The following is a 20,765-nucleotide window of genomic DNA, read 5'->3' as shown; positions in this document are numbered from 1 at the left end:
CAATTGTGTTAATTAGATTTATTAAGCTCGCGGATTCTTAATGGAAACAATTCGCCGGCACCCCTTTCGCTCCGGGCTTGCAACAGAATACGCTACCGCTTAGTGGATATTCCTCAAGCTGTTCCTCACTCAATCCAGCACGGGCGGTCGTTATATAAAGCGTGTCGAGCTTATCCCCTCCAAAAGCGCATGACGCTACGTGGGGGGCCGGTACGACAATTTTTGTCAACAGGTCGCCGGTATAGGGATTGTAACAATAAACACCGCCACCTCCCCATTGAGCCACCCAAAGGTTGTCGTTGCAATCTATCGTCATTCCATCCGGGGAGCCGGTGCCCTCGGGTATATTTACGGCTACGCCATCGTACAATATGTCACCGGAGCTATCGTCATACCGGAAACGTATGATCTTACGGGTAGGTGTGTCGTTGTAATACATGTATTTCTTGTTGGCGGACCATACGATCCCATTGGAGATCGTGACTTTTGTCAACTTTGTTTCGACGGTTCCGTCTGCCCATACACAATAAAGGCTGGCAGCCCCTTTAGGCGCTCCAAATCCCATGGTGCCGATCCATAAGCGTCCGGACGGGTCGCATTTCCCATCGTTGCAACGAATCTTCCCGTTATTGTCCGGGATTGGGGCGATAGATGCCGTGTTCCCATCCGTTAGGTTTACACGTATGATCTCGTTTTGTAAAGCGACGACTACCGTACTGTCCGTTTCCGGTACGACGGTAGAGACCATGCGGTCGAACTGCCATGAACGGCAGTTTTGCAAGTCCGGTATATACTCATATAACGTCTTTCCTTCAATATCTACCCAGAAAAGTGTATTGCGATCGGGATGCCAAATCGATCCCTCCCCTGTAGTAGCTTCCGCCCGAAACGCCAGATCGGGGCTGATTATAATAGGATCGTTTATACAAGAGGTTCCTTCAAACATGATAAATGCCAATATTAATTTAATAACTATTTTTTTCATGGTATGCTATGAATCTGAGTTTACAAAGGTATAAATTTGTTTTATAATGCCATGATAAAAGATTATTTATGTAACTTTGCCGCTTAAATAAAATTACCGATGAGCGTAGAGATAAGAGAAGTTACCAGTAAGAAGGAGCTTAAGAAGTTTGTCAAGTTCAATATCGAATTATACAAGGGTAATCCCTATCACGTACCGGGTTTAATAGAGGAAGAGATGATGACGCTGGATAAGAAGAAAAATCCGGCGTTCGAGGTGTGCGACGCTATTTACTTCCTTGCCTATAAGGACGGGAAGGTGGTAGGCCGTATCGCCGGTATGGTGAATCGCCCGAGTAACGAGGCTTGGGGACAGAAACGTGCCCGCTTTGGTTTCGTAGATTTTATTGATGATGACGAGGTAGTCGATGCCCTTTTCGGCGCTGTCGAGAAATGGGCCCGCGAACAAGGCATGGAGGAGATCCACGGTCCGATGGGCTTTACCGATATGGATCACGAGGGTATGTTGATCGAGGGTTTCGATCAGATCGGTACGATGGCTACAATTTATAATTATCCCTATTACCCCAAGCAAGTGGAGCGTATCGGATACGGAAAGGATCAAGATTGGCATGAATTTAAGATCTATATACCGGATGGCGTTCCCGAGAAGCATTTGCGTATCGGCGAGATCGTGAAGAAGAAATACGGATTGAAGGTGCTGAAGTTCAAGAACGCTAAGGAGATTATGCCTTACGCCCGTCCGGTATTCCATACATTGAATGCGGCTTTCGCTCCCTTGTATGGTTTCGCGCAATTGACCGAGAAGCAGATCGATTATTATATCAATATGTATATCCCTATGCTGCGTTATGATTTGGTAACGCTGATCGTAAGGGAAGAGGATAATGCGGTGGTTGGCTTTGGCATCTCCCTGCCCAACCTTTCGAGAGCCTTGCAAAAGGCTCGTGGGCATATGTTACCCTTCGGGTGGATTCATTTGCTGAAAGCGTTGAAGAGCAAACCGAAAGTAATCGACCTGTATTTGACAGGAGTCTTGCCGGAATATCAAAGTAAAGGCGTGAACGCTTTATTATTTAATGACTTGATTCCGGTCTATAAGCGTATCGGTGCCGTTTACGCCGAGAGTAACCCGGAGCTGGAAACGAATAGCGCCGTACAAGCGCAATGGGATTATTTCAAGCGAGAGCATCATAAATCAAGAAGAGCGTATATTAAAAAGTTATAAGAGATATGGATGAGCTGAATTCAACGATACAACAACCTACGGAATATAACGATGATGACATCAAGACACTGGACTGGATGGAGCATATCCGCCGGCGTCCCGGTATGTATATCGGAAAACTAGGGGACGGTAGCTATGCCGATGATGGTATCTATGTGTTGTTGAAGGAGGTGCTGGATAACTCTATCGACGAGTACATGATGGGGTACGGCAAAAGTATCGAGGTGACTATCGAGGAAGGTACGGTAGCCGTGCGGGATTATGGCCGTGGTGTCCCTCTGGGTAAGGTCGTGGATGTGTCTAGCAAGATGAATACCGGCGCTAAATACGATAGCAAGGCGTTTAAGAAATCCGTGGGTTTGAATGGTGTGGGTATCAAGGCGGTGAATGCCTTGAGTAGTTATTTCTTGATAACCAGCTACCGTGACGGAGAGTGTAAGCGGGTGGAATATAGTAAGGCGATCGTCACGGAGGAATCGGATATCCAACCGACCGGGGAGGCGAACGGTACGCAGGTGTTTTTTGTCCCGGATCGGGAGATCTTTAAGGATTATCATTATAAGGACGAGTTTATCGAGGGGCTATTAAAGAACTATGTCTTCTTGAACTCGGGACTTTCCATTATTTACAACGGCAAGCGTTTCTATTCCCGCAATGGTCTGGTGGATTTGTTGAACGAGAATATGACCACCGAGCCTCTTTACCCGATCATCCACCTGAAAGGGGAGGATATAGAGGTGGTTATCACGCATAGCAACCAATATGGAGAGGAATATTATTCGTTCGTGAACGGCCAGCATACCACCCAAGGCGGTACGCACCTTTCCGCTTTCAAGGAGTCTGTAGGCCGTGTCATCAAGGAATATTACAATAAGAATTTCGAGTATTCGGATATTCGTGCGGGTATCGTGGCCGCTATCAGCATAAAAGTGGAGGAGCCTGTATTCGAGAGCCAGACAAAGACCAAGCTCGGCTCGAAAGATATAGGACCGGACGGCCCTACGGTAGCGAAGTTTATCGGTGATTTCATCAAGAATGACCTGGATAACTATTTGCATAAGAATATGGAGACTTCGGAGCTTTTACTGAAGAAGATCTTGGAGTCCGAGAAAGAGCGCAAGGCGATCGCCGGTGTTACGAAGCTGGCCCGCGAGCGTGCGAAGAAAGCGAATTTACATAATAAGAAACTAAGGGATTGCCGGATTCACCTGACCGACTCGAAAGGGGATCTGCTAGAGGAAAGCAGTATCTTTATCACGGAGGGTGACTCGGCTAGCGGTTCTATCACGAAGAGCCGTAACCCGAATTACCAAGCTGTATTTAGTTTGAGGGGTAAGCCCTTGAATAGTTATGGCTTAACAAAGAAAATTGTTTACGAGAACGAGGAGTTTAACTTGCTTCAAGCGGCCTTGAATATTGAGGATGGCTTGGAAGGTTTGCGGTATAATAAGGTGATTATCGCTACAGATGCCGACGTGGACGGGATGCATATCCGTTTATTGTTGATTACCTTCTTCTTGCAATTCTTCCCCGATTTGATTAAGCGTAATCATGTTTATATCTTGCAAACCCCGTTATTCCGGGTACGTAACCGGCAGAAGACGTGGTATTGTTATTCGGAGGAGGAACGCTTGGCTGCCATAGCCGCTGCCGGGAAGAATCCGGAGATCACCCGATTCAAAGGTCTGGGAGAGATCTCTCCCGATGAGTTCAAGCATTTTATCGGCAAGGATATACGCCTTGATCCGGTGACAATGAAGAAAGAGGACCTCGTGAAAGATATGCTTGAGTTCTATATGGGGAAGAATACCATGGAGCGACAGAACTTTATTATCGATAACTTAGTGGTTGAAGAAGATGTCATCAATTGAAAATAAACGTATCGCGCTTTTTCCCGGTACCTTCGATCCTTTTACGATCGGGCATCAATCCTTGGTAAGGCGTGGGTTGGAACTGGTGGACGAGATCGTGATCTCGATCGGTATCAACGATAAGAAGCTTACCTATTTCTCCTTGGAGAAGCGGATGGAAGCGATCTGGAATCTATACAAAGATAATCCAAGGGTGAAAGTCATGTCATATAATCAATTGACGGTGGATTTCGCTAAAGAGGTCGGAGCCGGCTTTATCTTAAGAGGAATCCGTACGGTCAATGATTTCGAATATGAGAAGACGATCGCGGACGTGAATCGTAAGTTGACGGGTATCGAGACTTTTATCTTGTTTACGGAACCGGAGCATACGCATATTAGCTCAAGCATTGTCCGTGAGTTGTTACGCTACGGCAAAGACATTTCCCAATTCGTCCCTAAAGAGACGAGATTGTATTGAAAATTATGAAACGAATATATCTGATGAAAAGAATCGTCTTATCCCTGCTGATCGTCCTAGGTGTGTTTACCGGAGCGACAGCGCAAAAAGCGAATATGGATGCCCGGAAGCTCCAATTGGCTTTATTCGCCATCTCTAATCTATATGTCGACTCTACTAGCGAGACGAAGTTGGTGGAAGACGCTATAGTCGGTATGTTGGATAAGCTAGACCCTCATTCCAATTATATGGATCCGGAGGAGACGAAAGAGATGACCGAGCCTTTACAAGGCAATTTCGATGGTATCGGCATACAGTTCAATATGTTGACGGATACGCTTTACGTGATTCAGGTAATCCCCGGAGGTCCCTCTGAGAAGGTGGGGTTGATGGCGGGCGACCGTATTATCCAAGTAGACGATACCTTGATCGCCGGCGTGAAGATGAAGACTACCGATATCATGAAGAAACTACGCGGACCGAAAGGTACCGAGGTGCGTGTGAAAGTAAAGCGAGGCAAGTCGCCGGAATTGATGGATTTCAAGATCGTTCGCGGTAAGATTCCCGTGTATAGTCTGGATGCCGCTTATATGGCGGATAAGAATACCGGTTATATTAAGTTGAACCGTTTCGCCGCTTCTTCCGCCGATGAATTCAGGGAGGCGTTGGAGAAGCTCCGGAAACAGGGCATGAAGAACTTGATTCTGGATTTGCAGGGCAATGGCGGGGGATATTTGAATATCGCCATAGAGCTGGCGGATGAGTTCTTGGATAAAAACCGGTTGATCGTTTATACGAAAGGGAGTAAGCAACCTCGTGAGGAGGCGAACTCTACCGCTCGCGGACAATTCCAAGAGGGACGTTTGGTCGTGCTGGTGGACGAGTCCTCGGCTTCGGCCAGCGAGATCGTCTCCGGCGCTATTCAAGATTGGGACCGTGGAGTGATCGTAGGTCGCCGTACCTTTGGTAAAGGTTTGGTACAGAAACCGATTCCCCTGCCGGATGGTTCCATGATTCGTTTGACGGTTTCCCGTTACTATACACCCACCGGACGTTGTATACAAAAGCCTTACGAGAACGGGAAGATCGAGGAGTACCACCATGATCTGATCGACCGTTATAACCGGGGGGAGTTGATGAGTGCCGATAGCATTCATTTCCCGGATTCAATGAAGTATAACACCTTGGTTACCGAGCGTACCGTATATGGGGGTGGAGGTATTATGCCGGACGTGTTCATCCCGGTAGATACGGCTCGCTATACGGATTATCACCGGAAACTGGTAGCTTCCGGTTTGGTCAATCGGGTGTCCATGAATTATCTGGATCGTAATCGGAACCAGATGATGGCTAAATATCCGAAATTCCAGCAGTATAAGCAAGGTTTCGTGGTCGGAGAGGATATCATGGAGGAGCTTCTTAAGATGGCCGGCGATGAGAAGATTGAGTTTGAGGAAGAGCAATATAATCGTTCGAAGCCGTTGATCATGCTTCAGATCAAGGCGCTTATCGCACGGGATCTCTATGATATGGCGCAGTACTTCCAGATTATCAATGATGATAATCCAAGTTACCAGAAAGCGCTTCAGATTATTAATAATAAAGAAACTTACAATAGGCTTTTAGGACGTTAGCCAACGTAAACTGATAAGGGTATGTATTGGACGCTTTTTCTGACATTCGTGAAAATCGGTATGTTTACCATCGGAGGTGGTTACGCCATGTTGCCGCTTATCCAGCGGGATGTGGTGGACCGGGGGTGGATGACGAAAGAGGACTTTATCGACGTTTTCTCCGTGGCCCAATCGTTGCCGGGTATTTTCGCCGTGAATATAGCGATCTTCGTGGGTTATAAACTGAAGAAGACATGGGGCGGTTTTGTTTGTGCCTTGGGTACGATTCTCCCTTCTTTTGTAATCATGCTCTTGATCGCGTTATTCTTTACGCAGGTAAAGGATAATGTATGGGTGGAGAAGGCGTTTATGGGATTGCGTCCGGCGGTGGTCGCCTTGATCGCCGTGCCTTGTCTGACAACCGCACGCTCTATCAAGTTGAGTTACGTGCAAATGATCATACCTGTCGGGGCGGCATTGCTGATCTGGATGGGTGGGGTGTCTCCCGCTTGGATTATCTTGGCGGCTATAGCCGGAGGTTTGGTGTATGGTTTAAATAAGAAGGGCTGATATGATTTGGTTGCAATTATTATATGTATATCTGAAGATCGGTATATTGGGCTTTGGTGGCGGGTATGCGATGTTATCCTTGATACAAGCCGACGTGGTGGACCGCTATGGTTGGATTTCCTTGCAGGAGTTTACCGATATTGTCGCTATCTCTCAAATGACACCCGGGCCGATCGGTATCAATAGCGCCACCTATATAGGATATACGGCGGTGCATAATGCGGGGTATTCGGAGACGATGAGTATCCTAGGGTCTTGCCTGACGACATTCGCGGTATGTCTGCCCTCTTTCATATTGGTTCTCTTGATCTCTTATTTCTTCGCTAAGTTCCGGAATAATAAATATGTAGAGGCGGCTTTCCTTGGATTGCGCCCGGCTACGGTTGGTTTGATCGCCGCCGCCGCCTTGCTATTAATGAATAAAGAGAACTTCATCGACTACAAGAGCTTCTTGATCTTTGGTGCCGCTTTCATCCTAACATGGAAATTCAAGGTACATCCTATCTTGATGATCATCTTGGCGGGTATCGCGGGTATTATTTTATATTGGTAATCCCGATGTCGATGGAATTGCCCGTTTAATCGGTGAAAACAGCCCCTTTTTCTAGTCTGGTTGCCCATGTTTTTAAGGTAATATAGTTTTGCTTTCGTAAAAAGATAGAAAACGAAGGCAATATGAAACAATACGCTTTATTATTCGCATGTCTGTTCTTCCTCTGTGTAGGGAGTAAGGCACAAGAGCAACCTACCCGATGGACTTTGCGCGCTTGCTTGGATTACGCTTTGGAGCATAATATCCAAGTAAAGAAAAGCAAGGTGTCGCATCTTTCCGGTATAGAGGATACGAAGCAGGCGAAAGCACAGCTTTTCCCTTCCCTTTCGGCTTCGGTTACCCAAGGATTCGTGAATTATCCTTCGAGCGACGCCGCTACGAATAATAGCTATAGCGGTAATTATGCGCTGAACGCTAAATGGACGCTTTTTGATGGAGGGCAACGTGTACAGGCGATCAAGCAACAGGAAATACAAAATACCGTCGATGAGCTAGGTATCGAGCAAAACGAGGATGATATCCAAATCTCCTTGATACAGACCTATATGCAGGTACTATATGCGATGGAGTCCGTTCGTATCAACCAAAATACGGTCGAGGTATCTACGGCGCAACGGGATCGTGCGGTGGAGTTGCTACGTGCCGGTTCGATCTCGAAAGTGGATTTGGCTCAGTTGGAAAGCCAGTTAAGCACCGATAAATATCAATTGGTCGTAGCCCAGACGAATCTAGACAATTATAAGTTGCAATTGAAGCAATTACTAGAACTGGATATAACCGAAGAGATCGAATTGGTGATGCCGGAGCTTACGGAGAAAGATATCTTAACCCCGCTTCCGAGCAAGCAAACGATTTACAATACCTCTCTGGCTGTGATGCCGCAAATAAAGAGCAGTGAGCTGGCCGTGGACATCGCCGAGCTGGAGAAGAAAAAGGCGAAAGGTGCTTTCCTTCCTTCGCTCTCCATGAACGCCGGGCTGGGTACCGGCCATCTTTCCGGAACGGATTACGCTTTCGGTAGCCAGGTCTGGAATAGTTTCAACGAGAGTGTCGGATTGACGATCAGCATCCCTATCTTCAGTAACCGTCAGTATAAGACGGCCTATAACAAGGCGAAATACGCGATTACCACCAGCCAGTTGGAGTTGCTGAATACCCAAAAACAATTGCTGCAAACCGTGGAGGGGATCTATCTGGACGCTACCTCGTCGCAGACCCAATATACCTCGGCTACCGAACGCTTGAGTTACGTGAAAGAAAGCTATAACTTGATCGATGAGCAATTCAGCCTCGGTATGAAAAATACGCTTGAGCTATTGACGGAGAAGAACAATTATCTGACCGCCCAGCAAGAGCAGCTACAAGCGAAATACATGGCCTTGATGAGCGTTCAATTGCTGAATGTTTATCAGAAGAAGCCGGTTGCGGAGAATTATTAACCCACTAATGGATATATTTACTCCACTCTCTTTTTTCAAGGTTACCCTGCGACGGAGGTCGCGGGGGCCTTTTGAACAAGAATACAACGTAAAACAGAAATAAAACGAATCAGAATATGGACAAGAAGAAACTAATCATGGGCGGTGTTGCCGTTATCCTTATAGCGGGGGGCGTGTTCCTTTTCACGGGCAAATCCTCGAAAGGCGGGATCAAGCTGGAGACCGCTAAAGTAGGGCGCAGCACGATCACGAATACGGTTACGGCCACCGGTACGGTAGAGCCCGTTACCGAGGTTGAGGTAGGTACGCAGGTCTCCGGTATCATCGATAAGTTGTACGCTGATTATAACGACGTGGTGAAAGCCGGCCAACTGATCGCCGAGATGGATAAGATCAACCTCCAAGCCGAGCTTCGTTCCGCCGAGGCGCAATTGGCGAGCAGCAAGACGGAGTTCGAGTATCAACAGAAGAACTACGCACGTAGCAAGGTGCTTCACGAGAAACAATTGATTAGCGATACGGATTATGAGACGGCTACCTATAATTACGAGAAGGCGAGGGCCGCTTACGACCAGAGTCAGGCCTCCATGGTAAAGGTAAACCGTAATCTCGAATATGCCACGATCACGAGCCCTATAGACGGAGTGGTTATCAACCGGGCCGTTGAGGAAGGGCAGACCGTTGCCGCCGGCTTCGAGACCCCGACGCTGTTTACCATTGCCGCCGACTTGACGAAGATGCAGGTAATAGCGGATGTGGATGAGGCGGATATAGGTAATGTGGAGGAAGGCCAACGGGTTAGTTTTACGGTGGATGCCTACCCGAACGATCAATTCGAGGGCGTGGTTCGCCAGATTCGCCTTGGGGATAGCGAAAGCACCTCCAGCGCTTCTTCCAGTACTTCTTCTTCTACGGTCGTTACCTACGAGGTAGTGATTACGGCAGATAATCCGGACTTGAAACTGAAACCTCGCTTGACGGCGAATATCACGATTTATACGTTGGAACGTGCGAATGTCCTGACCTTGCCGAACAAGGCACTTCGTTTTATCCCCGAGCCCGCCATCATGGAATCGTTGGGTATGACCGTGACAGATCCGAATGCGGAGGTACAACCCGGAAAACGCTTGGTTTGGTCCCGCCAAGGAAATACCTTGAGCCCGAGGCAGATTACGGTCGGAACCAGCAACAACAGCGTGACCGAAGTAACCGAGGGCCTGAGCGAGGGCGATGAGGTAGCCGTAGATTTAGCGAGCGCCGCTAACATGCCGGAAGTAGGTGCAGGAGCGGAGCGTAGCCCTTTCATGCCGGGCCCTCCGGGAAGCAACAAAAATAAGAGATAGTTTGCGTCATGAAAGAAATTATCAGATTAGACAATATAAAACGAGACTTCCACGTTGGCGACGAGACCGTCCATGCCCTGCGAGGCGTGTCGTTCACGATTCGCGAGGGGGAGTTCGTTACGATCATGGGAACCTCCGGCTCCGGAAAGAGTACGTTGCTGAACACGCTGGGTTGCCTTGATACTCCTACGAGCGGGGAGTATTACTTAGACGGGGTATCCGTGCGCACCATGAACAAGCGGCAACGGGCGACTCTCCGGAATCGTAAGATCGGCTTCGTCTTCCAGAGCTATAACCTGCTGGCGAAGACAACGGCGGTAGAGAATGTAGAGCTCCCTCTCATGTACAACCCCGCCTATAAAGCGGCTCAGCGTAGGGAAAAGGCGGTCAACGCCTTGATCGCCGTGGGCTTGGGAGACCGACTGATGCATAAAAGCAACCAGATGTCCGGTGGCCAGATGCAGCGTGTGGCGATCGCCCGTGCCTTGGTGAACGACCCGGCGGTGATCCTGGCGGACGAGGCTACCGGCAACTTGGATACCCGTACCTCTTTTGAGATCTTGGTGCTCTTCCAGCGTCTGCACGCCGAGGGACGTACGATTATTTTTGTCACCCACAACCCGGAGATCGCCCAATACAGCAGCCGGAATATCACGTTGCGCGACGGTCATGTAACCGCCGATACGGTGAATACGAATATCTTGAGCGCCGCCGAGGCTTTGGCCCGCCTGCCCAAGAATGATGATTAAGCGATAAACAGAAGTAACAATGAATACGACGAATTTACTAAAGATAGCCCTCCGGGCCTTGGCCAACAACAAGCTGCGGGGATTCCTCACGATGCTGGGTATCATCATCGGCGTGGCTTCCGTGATCACGATGCTGGCCATCGGTCAAGGTTCGAAGCGGAGTATACAGGCGCAGATCAGCGAGATGGGCTCGAACATGATCATGATCCAGCCGGGAGCCGACATGCGTGGTGGTGTCCGCCAAGACGCCTCTGCCATGGAGACGCTGAAGCTACAGGACTACGAGGATATCGTGAACGAGACTCGCTACGTCTCCGCCACCTCTCCCTCCGTGAACAGTAGCGGGCAGGCCATCTATGGCGCCAACAATGCCCCGACCACCGTCTACGGTATCAGCCCGGATTATATGGAGATACGCCGATACGAGGTGGAGGATGGCGATATGTTCAGCGATCAAGACGTACAGACCGCCGCCAAGGTATGCGTGATCGGGAAGACGGTGGTGGATAACCTTTTCCCCGGCGGAGAGAATCCCGTCGGACGGGTGATCCGTTTCCAGAAGCTACCGTTCCGGGTCGTGGGCGTACTGAAAAGCAAAGGATATAACAGCATGGGAATGGACCAAGACGACCTGATCTTAGCTCCATACACAACTATTCAAAAGAAGATCTTGGCCATTACCCATTTGCAAGGCATAACCTGCTCGGCGCTCAAGGAGGAGTACACCGATCAAGCCATAGACGAGATATCGGAGATACTGAGGCGTAACCATAGGCTGCGGGAAACCGATGATGATGATTTCACGATCCGGAGTATGCAGGAGTTGAGTACGATGTTGACAAGTACGACGGATATAATGACGACGTTGCTGGCCGCGGTGGCTGGTATCTCTCTTCTCGTTGGTGGTATCGGTATCATGAATATCATGTACGTGAGCGTGACGGAGCGTACGCGGGAGATCGGCCTCCGTATGAGTATCGGTGCGAAAGGCATGGATATCTTGGCTCAGTTCTTGATCGAGTCTATCCTTATCAGCGTGACCGGGGGATTGATCGGCGTGCTTTTCGGCGTGGGAGCCGCCTTGATCGTGAATGTCGTGGCGCATTTCCCGATCTATATCCAGCCATGGAGCGTACTGCTCTCTTTCGTGGTATGTACCGTCACCGGGGTGTTCTTCGGATGGTATCCCGCTAAGAAGGCGGCCCAGCTCGACCCGATAGAGGCCATACGCTATGAGTAGACGGATGAGGCATGGTCTCCTTACCTGTAAAGGGTATGCATCATACGTATGAGGAACGATGCATTAAACCTATGATGTATGACACCTCATAGCTATGAGGCGAAGGCTCACTAGATAAGGCTACATGGCTCATATAACGGTAGGAATGACTATATTTGCGTAGCACTAAAGAGGATAATAAGATGAATGACACACCACAATCCCCCCCTATCAAAGGTTTGGGAAAGTTGATACACATTGCGGGATGGGGTATCCTATTCTGTTCCCCCTTCTTCTTCACGGGGAGGGAGTCGCAAGTCACGTTCGAGGGGTATCTGCGGAGCATCATCGTGCCGCTCTCCTTCATGCTCGTCTTCTACTTGAATTACGGGTGGCTGGTGAGGCGGTATTTGTTCAACCGCCGGACAGGGCGTTTCCTGCTGATCAACCTATTGCTTATCGGGAGTACGATGCTGTTCGTGCATTTCTGCATGCGCTATTTCTACCCTCCGGAGATGCATCATCCGGCTCGTCCGCCCCGCCCGTTGAACGAGACGGTGGGGTTCTTTCTCGTCAACGCCGTTATCTACTCCTTGGTAGCCGGCCTTAGCGTGGCGATCAAGATGACGGACGGATGGTACCGGGTGGCGGCTATCCAGCGGGAACTGGAGAAGGAGCGTGCCGAGGCGGAATTGCAGAACTTGAAAAGCCAGCTTAACCCGCATTTCCTGTTTAATACGTTGAATAATATCTATAGCTTGATAGCGTTCAGCCCGGAGAAGGCGCAGGAGGCGGTGCACGATTTGAGCCGCTTGCTTCGCTATGTCTTGTATGAGAGTAGCCAGCCTTTTGTCCCTTTGGAGAAGGATTTCGACTTCCTTCGTAATTATGTGGAGTTGATGCGTATACGCCTGCCCAAACATGTGGAGCTGAAAACGAATATCGTCGCTTCCTCTCCGGGAACCTTGATCGCTCCCCTGTTGTTTATCTCCTTGGTTGAGAACGCGTTTAAGCATGGGGTGAGCAATAATAAGCCGTCTTTCATCCATTTGGATATCCATCAGGAGGGGGCGGAGGTGGTTTGTACTATCGTGAATAGCTATTTCCCGAAAAGCCCGGATCAAGATAAAAGTGGTTCCGGTATCGGGCTGGTGAATCTGGAGAAACGCTTGGGGCTGCTCTATCCGGGGCATTTCTCGTTCCAATGCGGTCGGGAGGGGGATAACTATTCTTCTTATCTATCAATTACTATAAACGAGACTGAGATATGAGATTGACTTGCGCTATTATTGACGATGAACCTTTAGCGGTTAGCTTGCTGGAAAGCTACGTCTTGAAAACTCCGTTTCTGGATTTGCAGGGGACTTATAATAGTGCCTTGGACGCTCTTTCCGACTTACGGGATCGGCCGGTGGATCTGCTTTTTCTGGATATCCAGATGCCGGAGTTGAGCGGATTGGAGTTCTCCCGTATCTTGAACGCCGATACCCGTGTCATCTTTACGACGGCTTTCGATCAATATGCCGTGGATAGTTACCGGGTAAACGCGCTGGATTATTTGTTGAAGCCGATCAGCTATCCGGACTTCCTTGCCTCGGCGAATAAGGCGTTGCGATGGTATGAGTTGCTCCGTAAGCCGGTGTCTTCGGAAGAGAAGGAGGAATCCGCGTCAATCGCGGAGAGGGGCGGGATGGAGAGTATTTTCGTCAAGAGTGAGTATAAGCTGTTGCAAATAGAGCTGCGCAAGATATTATATATTGAAGGATTAAAGGATTACGTGAAGATATTCGTGGAGGATGAGCCTCGTCCGGTCCTTTCGTTGATGAGCATGAAGAGTTTGGAGGATATGTTACCTTCGGATCGCTTTGTGCGTGTTCATCGCTCTTTTATCGTCCAGCCGGAGAAGATCAAGGTGATCGAGCGGAACCGGATTGTCTTTGGAAAGGAGTATATCCCGATCTCCGACAATTATAAACAGCATTTCCTAGAGATGATAGAGCGTAGATCGATCCTGCCGAAATAACCGCTGGTTAGTTGAACAACTGGAGCAATAATTTCTCTATCGCTACGGTCATAGGACGTCCGTCGCAGGAATAGTTATTTACGAATAGGGCGATGGCGTATTGCTTATCGCCTTTGTTTATATATCCCGCGTATCCTTTTACCCGGCTCATGCTTCCGCTTTTAAGATGGGCTTTTCCTTGGAGGGATGAGCCTTTTAAGAAGTTCCTCACCGAGCCTTCTACCCCCGCTACGGGCAATGATTCGTAGAAGGCTGTGTGTTGTTGTGAACGGGTTCTCATATAAATCAATAAATCAGCCACAAAAGCTGTTGATAACTTGTTGGTAACCGCAAGGCCACTACCGTCGTACATCCAGACGCACGAGAGGTCGAGTCCTTTCCCTTGCCAATAGTCCCGAAGCACCTGGATGCCCCGGTTAAAAGAAGATATGACCTCTCCCTTACGGGGCGTATAGCGTAGGCCGATTGTCTTGATCAAGGCATCGGCGAATAAATTATGGCTGACATGGTTGGTCACTTCCACGATTTCCCGAAGCGTAGGGGAGTAAGTGGTAACAATCTCGGTCCGTTTCCCGGGTTGCCACCTACCGGCCTCCCGCAAGATACGGAAACAAGACGGTGATTCGCCGACCGTGATCCCTTCATGTTCCAATTGCCTAGTGAGATAATCCGCTAGGAAAAGAGCCGGGTCCGGGATATCCCCTTTGAGCGGATACCATTCCCGGTTAGCGGGGACAATTCCGTATAAATAACGGTCCGTGGCGAATGGCGCCCCTACGATAAAAGAACTATCCGAAGATACTTGCTGAGCCGTTAAGTAATTATGGAAATGGATGCCGGATAATTCCGGTTCGGTTCCTTTCAACTTCGGGCGGCTTCCGGGAGCCCCGGTTTGCAGTCCTAATTTATAGAGATTGTCGAATACGCAAAGTCCATAGCTTCCGGCGCCATAATAGCTGCCCATATCTTCGCCAACCCATTTAAAGGAAGTGCCTTCCGTGTCGAATATACTTTCATCAGCGATTACGGCACCTTGTATTTTATGGATACCCACCTTTTTCAAGGCGGAGATCCATTCCTGTAGGAACCGCTTATGATACGGGGCGAAATGCGCTGAGCCAAGGCTGGGATCTCCGCTTCCCTTGATGTATAGATTCCCTTTTAGCAAGCCCTTCTCGATGGAGCCATCGTATGCCAATGTCGTGGGAAAGCGATAATCCTCGCCCAGTATCTCCAAGGCGGTAGCGGTCGTAACCGTCTTCATGACCGAGGCTGGGGTCAGCTGCCGGAGGGTATCGTAAGCGAATACCGTCTCGCCATTGTGAACGTCTTTCACGATCAAGGAAAATGAGGCTCCTTCCATATAAGGCTTACGCAGGAATTGCTTGATAGGTTGTGGAACCTGTGCCCCTACTGAAAGGTATAAGCAAGAAATGAGGAAGAAAAAGGATATTTTACGTATCATGATGTTTATATATTCTACTTTATTCTATCTTTGTCGCAAGCAAAGATATGAAAATAATATGAATCCACTGTTTGACAAGCCTTTTACGTTTGACCGTGTAATACGCATAGTGTTCGGTATACTGGTCATCTCAGGGATTATCTATTTGATAGCCTTATTACGGAACGCATTGTTACCTTTCCTGATCGCTTGGTTGCTGGCTTACATGATGCAACCGTTCGTAAAGTTCTTCCAATATAAATTATGCTTTAAGAGCCGTATCTTATCGATTATGGCGGTATTGGTGACTTTAGGGCTGTTGATAACGTTGCTGATAGTCATGGTCGTTCCTTCCATCGCGGCTGAGGCGGATAAAACGCTAGAACTGATCCGCACACATGATCCCGGTGAAGGTCATGTCCCTTTGATTCCGCATTCATGGATGGAATATCTGGAAAGTAATGTGAACTTCGCTCAGATTATGGAGTTATTGAGTAAGGAGAATTTGTTGAAAGCGGTGAAGCAGATAGCACCCCAGTTATGGTCTATCTTATCGAACACCTTCTCGATCCTTTTCAGTATCACGATCGTGTTCGTGATCTTGCTTTATTTTATCTTCATCCTTTTGGACTATGAGAAGATCGCGAATGGTTGGATCGATTTGATACCGGAGCGTTACCGTCCGTTCCTGCAAGGTTTGGCTGAGGATGTGGAATACAGCATGAACCGTTATTTCCGAGGACAATCGCTGATCGCTCTCTCCGTCGGGATTCTCCTCGCGATCGGTTTTAAGATCATTAATTTCCCGTTGGCGGTCACGCTGGGCTTGTTTATCGGCGTGCTGAACTTAATTCCCTATATGCAGGCGATCGGTATCATCCCGATGATTCTATTGAGCTTATTGCGTTCGGCCGAGACAGGCGAGAACTTCTGGTTGATCTTTGGTTTGGCTATTTTAGTCTTGGGTATCGTACAATGTATACAGGATTTATATCTTACCCCCCGCATAATGGGTAAGGCTATGGGATTGAATCCCGCCATCATTTTACTCTCATTATCCATCTGGGGAACGATCTTAGGCTTTATCGGCTTAATAATAGCCCTCCCATTAACAACCTTATGCTTATCTTATTATAAACGATTTATCTTGCATGAATATAATGAGTTAGATTCCAGAAGCCTTGCTCATCAACCTAAACAAGAGGAAATAAATTCAGATTTAATCGCAAAAAAATAGCCATATCTATTGCGTATTAAAAAAATATCCCTACCTTTGCACCCGCATTACAGAAGTAACGCATAGGATGATTCGCTAGCTCAGCTGGTAGAGCACAACACTTTTAATGTTGGGGTCCTGGGTTCGAGCCCCAGGCGGATCACCAAGAAAGGGTATTCAGCAATGAAGACCCTTTTTTTATATCTCGTAAACTGCCGCTTATAGATATTGGTGTATTCATGCTGTTAAGATAAAGCTCTTGGGGGGAGGAGGAATTTGCTGCGGTTGTCCTGGAATATTTCCCATATATGTTTTTAGGACAAGAGTACTTTTGTTTTATCCCAACATGGTTCTAAGTTAATATGTAAATTTGCGAGCACAAAATAATGAATAACATGTCTGAAATTGCACCTCTTATTTCCGACTTGGCGGTTATATTGATTGCGGCGGGAATAATTACATTGATTTTTAAATGCTTGAAACAACCTGTCGTTTTGGGGTATATTGTCGCTGGCATTCTTGCCGGGCCCGCCGTACCTTATATACCAACGGTATCCGATCCTACCAATATAAAAATATGGGCAGATATAGGCGTCATCTTTCTTTTGTTTGCTATGGGATTAGAATTCTCTTTCAAGAAGTTGATGACCGTAGGAGGTACAGCTGTTATCGCCTCTATAACCATAGTCTCCGGAATGATGTTTCTAGGCTATACTGCAGGAAACGCGCTTGGCTTCTCGCATCTAAGCAGTATATTTTTAGGCGGTATGCTTTCTATGTCATCCACCGCTATCGTATTCAAGGCGTTCGATGACATGGGACTCAGAGGGCAAAAATTTACAGGAGTAGTATTAGGCGTCTTGGTGGTCGAAGATTTAGTGGCCGTAGTTTTGATGGTCTTGCTTTCAACCTTAGCAGTCAGCAAGCAAGTCGAAGGAATGGAAATGCTGGAAAGTATTCTAAAGTTAGGAGCGTTTCTTATATTTTGGTCATTACTCGGAATCTATCTGATTCCAAGTTTTCTTAAAAAGATTAAGCCATTTCTTAACGACGAAACCTTATTAATCATAGCATTAGGCTTCTGTTTAGGTATGGTTATGATTGCGGCTAAAGCGGGATTCTCCTCTGCGTTAGGAGCTTTTGTTATGGGATCGTTATTGGCTGAAACCATTGAGGCCGAGAAGATAGAAAAATTGGTAAAACCGGTAAAAGACCTGTTTGCGGCCATATTTTTTGTTTCTGTAGGCATGATGATACAACCGGATTTATTGATTGAATACCTTGTCCCAATCTGCATCTTAACCATATTGGTTATCATTGGGCAAATCTTTTTTGGGAGTCTTGGTGTCCTCTTGTCCGGACAGCCATTAAAGATAGCTCTACAATCAGGATTCTCTCTGACCCAAATAGGTGAATTTGCGTTTATTATCGCTTCATTGGGAGTTAGCTTAAAGGTAACAGACGATTATCTGTATCCTGTTATTGTCGCTGTATCAGTCGTTACAACATTTCTTACTCCTTATATGATTCGCATGGCGACCCCGGTCTATCAATTGATTGACAATTATTTGCCTTCATCTATAAAACTAATGTTGAACCGTTATTCTTCCGGATCCAACACGGTCAAACATAAAAGTACATGGAATAAGCTGTTGAAATCTATGTTACTAGATGTAATACTATATACAGTATTGACAATATTCAGTATTATCATATTTTTCACTTATGTAAATCCAATTATTCGCGAGAACATATTAGGCTTCAAAGGGGCTCTATTGAGCTTATCTATTATTTTGGCCATTATATTACCTTTTCTTTGGGCTATCATTATGAAGAAGAATCATTCTCCTGAATTCCTGAAATTATGGAATGATAGTAAATTCAACCGGGGACCATTGGTTTCTTTGATAGCGATAAAGCTGCTCCTTTGCGCAAGTATTCTAATGCCAGTCATAGTCCATATATTTAATGTAGCATCTGGTGTTGGATTTATTATCACCCTGTTGATATTGCTAATGATTATTTTATCCAAAAAACTGAAAAAGCGTTCTCTCTCGATCGAGAAAAGATTTATTGACAACTTCAACGGGAAAACAACGGACTCAAACATTGGAAGTCCTTTGACTGATAATATCTTGAAATCTTTGCCTTTCAATGATTTGCACTTGATGGATTTCGTTGTTGGCCAAGAATCCTCCATTGTCGGCCGGAGTTTGAAAGAGATCAACTTCCGTCAAAAATATGGAATAAATATCGTTTCCATCATTCGAGGTGAACGACAAATCAATATACCTAGAGGAGAGGAACGCCTTTATCCTTTTGATAAGATTATAATTGTTGGTACGGATGAGGAATTGGATCTTTTCCAGGAGATAATACAAAAACAGGACAAAGAATATAGAGATCAGTTGGCGCAAAGCTTTAATAATAATATCAAAATAGAGCAATTTAATATTGAACCAGACTCTCCGTTGATCGGGCGATCTATTCAACAGTCTGACATTCGGGATAAGAACGCTTGTCTGATCTTGGGTATTGAACGAGACGGAAAGTCAATGATGAATCCTCCATCCCAAACCGTATTCAAGGAAAACGACAACGTATGGGTTGCTGGAGAATATCGTCAAATTGTTCAATTGAGCGAAGGTTTAAGTTATAATTAAGTGTTTCAGCCAAAGTGTAAAATATATTTTTCATTAGGGAAGCCATCTCTTAAATTCTACATTTAAGACTTAGGGGATTAGGATATTAGGATATATTTGATAGCTTTGCGAAGAAATGGGGGGCGTGCCCCTTTCTCGAATAAATGATAACAATAAAAGTAAATGATAATGAATGAAAAAATGAATACTCCATTGGGTAGCGCTTTTCCCAAGGAACGGGTTCGTTATGCGATGCTTTCTTTCTTTTTAGCGCAAGGTCTTTGTTTCTCTAGTTGGGCTAGCCGTATTCCGGACGTGAAGGATATTTTTGAGGTGAATTACGCTTTCTATTGGGGCTTGGTCTTGTTCCTGATCCCGGTAGGTAAGTTTGTGGCGATCCCGTTAGCGGGTTATTTGGTGTCGAAGTTGGGAAGCCGTATTATGGCGCAGGCCAGTGTGTTGGGATATGCCTTGGCCTTATTCGCGATCGGTACGGCACATAATATTTATCTGCTGGGTGTCTATTTATTCTGTTTTGGGGTGTTCTGGAATCTTTGCGATATATCCTTGAATACGCAAGGGATTGGTATCGAGCGGCTCTATGGACGTACGATTATGGCCTCATTTCATGGAGGTTGGAGTCTGGCGGCTTGTTTAGGGGCTTTGATCGGGTTTATCATGATCGTATCCGGTGTTACTCCGTTCTGGCATTTTACGTTGATTGCTTTATTGATTGTGATGATCGTTTTGGTAAGCCGGAAGTATTTGCAGGAAGACGTAGCGGTTGAATCACCGGAGGAAGAGAAGGAAGCGGAGAAGAAAGAAGCTCCGGCATTGTTGAGCTTTATCCGTAAGCCGGAAATGCTGTTGATCCAGTTAGGTATCGTCGGACTGTTTGCCTTGGTGGTGGAAAGTGCGATGTTTGATTGGAGTGGACTTTACTTCGAATCGGTACTACAAGTTCCTAAATCCTTGCAGATCGGTTTCTTAGTGTTCATGGTGATGATGACGGTAGGCCGTTTTCTTACGAACTCCGCCTATAGTGTTTTAGGAAAGCAGAAGGTGTTGCAATTGGCGGGTTTCTTTATTTTTGCCGGTTTCTTTATCTCAGCCATGTTGGGCGGTATGTTCGAATCGATGATGGTAAAGGTGATCGTGAATTCCTTAGGCTTTATGTTGGTAGGCTTGGGTATCTCGTGTATGGTGCCTACTATTTATAGCTTAGTGGGCGCTAAATCGAGAACTCCGGTGGGAATTGCCTTGACGATCCTTTCCAGTATCAGCTTTATCGGCTCGTTGATCGCACCTTTGTTGATCGGAGCGATCTCGCAGGCTTTCAATATGAAATACGCTTATATCGTGGTCGGCTTGTTAGGGCTTTGTATCTTGCTAATGACTACATTCTGCAAAGCATTCAAGAATAATTAAAGAT

17 protein-coding genes and 1 tRNA gene are annotated in these 20,765 nt (G+C 46.9%); 16 read left to right on the top strand and 2 right to left on the bottom strand.

Features of this window, described 5'->3' with window-relative positions:
* Positions 1 to 37: 37 nt before the first annotated feature.
* On the bottom strand, positions 38 to 946 hold the full coding sequence (locus tag CI959_RS06055) for an SMP-30/gluconolactonase/LRE family protein (RefSeq protein ID WP_005867329.1): 909 nt from the start codon (positions 944 to 946) through the stop codon (positions 38 to 40).
* A 138-nt stretch (positions 947 to 1,084) separates the two neighbouring features.
* On the opposite strand from CI959_RS06055, the gene CI959_RS06050 reads away from it, so the two are divergent.
* The 12 genes from CI959_RS06050 (at position 1,085) to CI959_RS05995 (ending at position 14,031) form a co-directional block, all read left to right on the top strand.
* Positions 1,085 to 2,212: a hypothetical protein gene (locus tag CI959_RS06050; RefSeq protein ID WP_005859806.1), complete on the top strand. Its 1,128-nt coding sequence runs from the start codon at positions 1,085 to 1,087 to the stop codon at positions 2,210 to 2,212.
* 5 nt (positions 2,213 to 2,217) lie between these two features.
* Entirely contained in the window at positions 2,218 to 4,083 is a 1,866-nt protein-coding gene (locus CI959_RS06045; protein ID WP_005867331.1) for a DNA topoisomerase IV subunit B, read from the top strand.
* Positions 4,070 to 4,543 (top strand): pantetheine-phosphate adenylyltransferase, encoded by a 474-nt coding sequence (gene coaD, locus CI959_RS06040; protein ID WP_005859804.1) that lies wholly within the window; start codon positions 4,070 to 4,072, stop codon positions 4,541 to 4,543. The genes CI959_RS06045 and coaD overlap by 14 nt, the downstream gene beginning before the upstream one ends.
* 23 nt (positions 4,544 to 4,566) lie before the next feature.
* The gene (locus tag CI959_RS06035) at positions 4,567 to 6,156 is read left to right on the top strand and encodes a S41 family peptidase (RefSeq protein ID WP_022192756.1); all 1,590 of its coding nucleotides are present in this window, start codon (positions 4,567 to 4,569) and stop codon (positions 6,154 to 6,156) included.
* Positions 6,157 to 6,177: 21 nt separating this feature from the next.
* On the top strand, positions 6,178 to 6,705 hold the full coding sequence (locus tag CI959_RS06030; protein WP_005859800.1) for a chromate transporter: 528 nt from the start codon (positions 6,178 to 6,180) through the stop codon (positions 6,703 to 6,705).
* A 1-nt stretch (position 6,706) separates the two neighbouring features.
* Complete coding sequence (locus CI959_RS06025) at positions 6,707 to 7,258, top strand: chromate transporter (protein ID WP_022192757.1); 552 nt, start codon at positions 6,707 to 6,709, stop codon at positions 7,256 to 7,258.
* Positions 7,259 to 7,380: 122 nt separating this feature from the next.
* Positions 7,381 to 8,697: a TolC family protein gene (locus CI959_RS06020; RefSeq protein ID WP_005859798.1), complete on the top strand. Its 1,317-nt coding sequence runs from the start codon at positions 7,381 to 7,383 to the stop codon at positions 8,695 to 8,697.
* A gap of 116 nt (positions 8,698 to 8,813) precedes the next feature.
* On the top strand, positions 8,814 to 10,040 hold the full coding sequence (locus CI959_RS06015; protein ID WP_022192758.1) for an efflux RND transporter periplasmic adaptor subunit: 1,227 nt from the start codon (positions 8,814 to 8,816) through the stop codon (positions 10,038 to 10,040).
* Between the two features lie 8 nt (positions 10,041 to 10,048).
* Positions 10,049 to 10,789, top strand: coding sequence for an ABC transporter ATP-binding protein (locus CI959_RS06010; RefSeq protein ID WP_022192759.1), 741 nt, complete (start codon positions 10,049 to 10,051; stop codon positions 10,787 to 10,789).
* A gap of 19 nt (positions 10,790 to 10,808) precedes the next feature.
* A complete protein-coding gene (locus tag CI959_RS06005) occupies positions 10,809 to 12,029 on the top strand; it encodes an ABC transporter permease (RefSeq protein ID WP_009275295.1) in 1,221 nt (406 codons plus the stop codon).
* 182 nt (positions 12,030 to 12,211) lie between these two features.
* Positions 12,212 to 13,279 carry a sensor histidine kinase gene (locus tag CI959_RS06000; RefSeq protein WP_011967286.1) on the top strand — a complete coding sequence of 356 codons (1,068 nt, stop codon included), beginning with the start codon at positions 12,212 to 12,214 and terminating at the stop codon, positions 13,277 to 13,279.
* Positions 13,276 to 14,031 carry a LytTR family DNA-binding domain-containing protein gene (locus tag CI959_RS05995; RefSeq protein ID WP_009275296.1) on the top strand — a complete coding sequence of 252 codons (756 nt, stop codon included), beginning with the start codon at positions 13,276 to 13,278 and terminating at the stop codon, positions 14,029 to 14,031. Before CI959_RS06000 ends, CI959_RS05995 begins: the two co-directional genes overlap by 4 nt.
* A 7-nt stretch (positions 14,032 to 14,038) precedes the next feature.
* On the opposite strand, the gene dacB is transcribed toward CI959_RS05995, so the two are convergent.
* Positions 14,039 to 15,496: a D-alanyl-D-alanine carboxypeptidase/D-alanyl-D-alanine-endopeptidase gene (gene dacB, locus CI959_RS05990; protein ID WP_011967287.1), complete on the bottom strand. Its 1,458-nt coding sequence runs from the start codon at positions 15,494 to 15,496 to the stop codon at positions 14,039 to 14,041.
* 58 nt (positions 15,497 to 15,554) lie between these two features.
* Here dacB and CI959_RS05985 point away from each other — a divergent pair, with 58 nt between their 5' ends.
* From CI959_RS05985 to CI959_RS05970, 4 genes are all read left to right on the top strand, one after another.
* Entirely contained in the window at positions 15,555 to 16,712 is a 1,158-nt protein-coding gene (locus tag CI959_RS05985; protein WP_009275298.1) for an AI-2E family transporter, read from the top strand.
* A 69-nt stretch (positions 16,713 to 16,781) separates the two neighbouring features.
* Positions 16,782 to 16,857 (top strand) — tRNA-Lys (locus CI959_RS05980).
* Between the two features lie 229 nt (positions 16,858 to 17,086).
* Positions 17,087 to 19,354 (top strand): cation:proton antiporter, encoded by a 2,268-nt coding sequence (locus CI959_RS05975; RefSeq protein ID WP_005859782.1) that lies wholly within the window; start codon positions 17,087 to 17,089, stop codon positions 19,352 to 19,354.
* A gap of 168 nt (positions 19,355 to 19,522) precedes the next feature.
* Entirely contained in the window at positions 19,523 to 20,761 is a 1,239-nt protein-coding gene (locus tag CI959_RS05970) for an MFS transporter (protein WP_022192762.1), read from the top strand.
* Positions 20,762 to 20,765: the final 4 nt, after the last annotated feature.

This window comes from Parabacteroides sp. AT13 (assembly GCF_002272965.1).
In the GTDB taxonomy this organism is placed as follows: Bacteria; Bacteroidota; Bacteroidia; order Bacteroidales; family Tannerellaceae; genus Parabacteroides; species Parabacteroides distasonis.
Note: the sequence above shows the minus strand (reverse complement) of the source record. Positions and strands in the feature narration are given on the sequence as shown.

Excerpts from the sequence above, each read along its gene's own strand:
- CI959_RS06010 (WP_022192759.1), top strand. The coding sequence starts at position 10,049 with ATGAAAGAAATTATCAGATTAGACAATATAAAACGAGACTTCCACGTT.
- CI959_RS06005 (WP_009275295.1), top strand. The coding sequence starts at position 10,809 with ATGAATACGACGAATTTACTAAAGATAGCCCTCCGGGCCTTGGCCAAC.
- coaD (WP_005859804.1), top strand. The coding sequence starts at position 4,070 with ATGTCATCAATTGAAAATAAACGTATCGCGCTTTTTCCCGGTACCTTC.
- CI959_RS06025 (WP_022192757.1), top strand. The coding sequence starts at position 6,707 with ATGATTTGGTTGCAATTATTATATGTATATCTGAAGATCGGTATATTG.
- CI959_RS06030 (WP_005859800.1), top strand. The coding sequence starts at position 6,178 with ATGTATTGGACGCTTTTTCTGACATTCGTGAAAATCGGTATGTTTACC.
- CI959_RS06000 (WP_011967286.1), top strand. The coding sequence starts at position 12,212 with ATGAATGACACACCACAATCCCCCCCTATCAAAGGTTTGGGAAAGTTG.
- CI959_RS06045 (WP_005867331.1), top strand. The coding sequence starts at position 2,218 with ATGGATGAGCTGAATTCAACGATACAACAACCTACGGAATATAACGAT.
- CI959_RS06055 (WP_005867329.1), bottom strand. The coding sequence starts at position 946 with ATGTTTGAAGGAACCTCTTGTATAAACGATCCTATTATAATCAGCCCC.
- CI959_RS06050 (WP_005859806.1), top strand. The coding sequence starts at position 1,085 with ATGAGCGTAGAGATAAGAGAAGTTACCAGTAAGAAGGAGCTTAAGAAG.
- CI959_RS06020 (WP_005859798.1), top strand. The coding sequence starts at position 7,381 with ATGAAACAATACGCTTTATTATTCGCATGTCTGTTCTTCCTCTGTGTA.
- dacB (WP_011967287.1), bottom strand. The coding sequence starts at position 15,496 with ATGATACGTAAAATATCCTTTTTCTTCCTCATTTCTTGCTTATACCTT.
- CI959_RS05970 (WP_022192762.1), top strand. The coding sequence starts at position 19,523 with ATGAATGAAAAAATGAATACTCCATTGGGTAGCGCTTTTCCCAAGGAA.
- CI959_RS05985 (WP_009275298.1), top strand. The coding sequence starts at position 15,555 with ATGAATCCACTGTTTGACAAGCCTTTTACGTTTGACCGTGTAATACGC.
- CI959_RS05975 (WP_005859782.1), top strand. The coding sequence starts at position 17,087 with ATGTCTGAAATTGCACCTCTTATTTCCGACTTGGCGGTTATATTGATT.
- CI959_RS06035 (WP_022192756.1), top strand. The coding sequence starts at position 4,567 with ATGAAAAGAATCGTCTTATCCCTGCTGATCGTCCTAGGTGTGTTTACC.
- CI959_RS06015 (WP_022192758.1), top strand. The coding sequence starts at position 8,814 with ATGGACAAGAAGAAACTAATCATGGGCGGTGTTGCCGTTATCCTTATA.
- CI959_RS05995 (WP_009275296.1), top strand. The coding sequence starts at position 13,276 with ATGAGATTGACTTGCGCTATTATTGACGATGAACCTTTAGCGGTTAGC.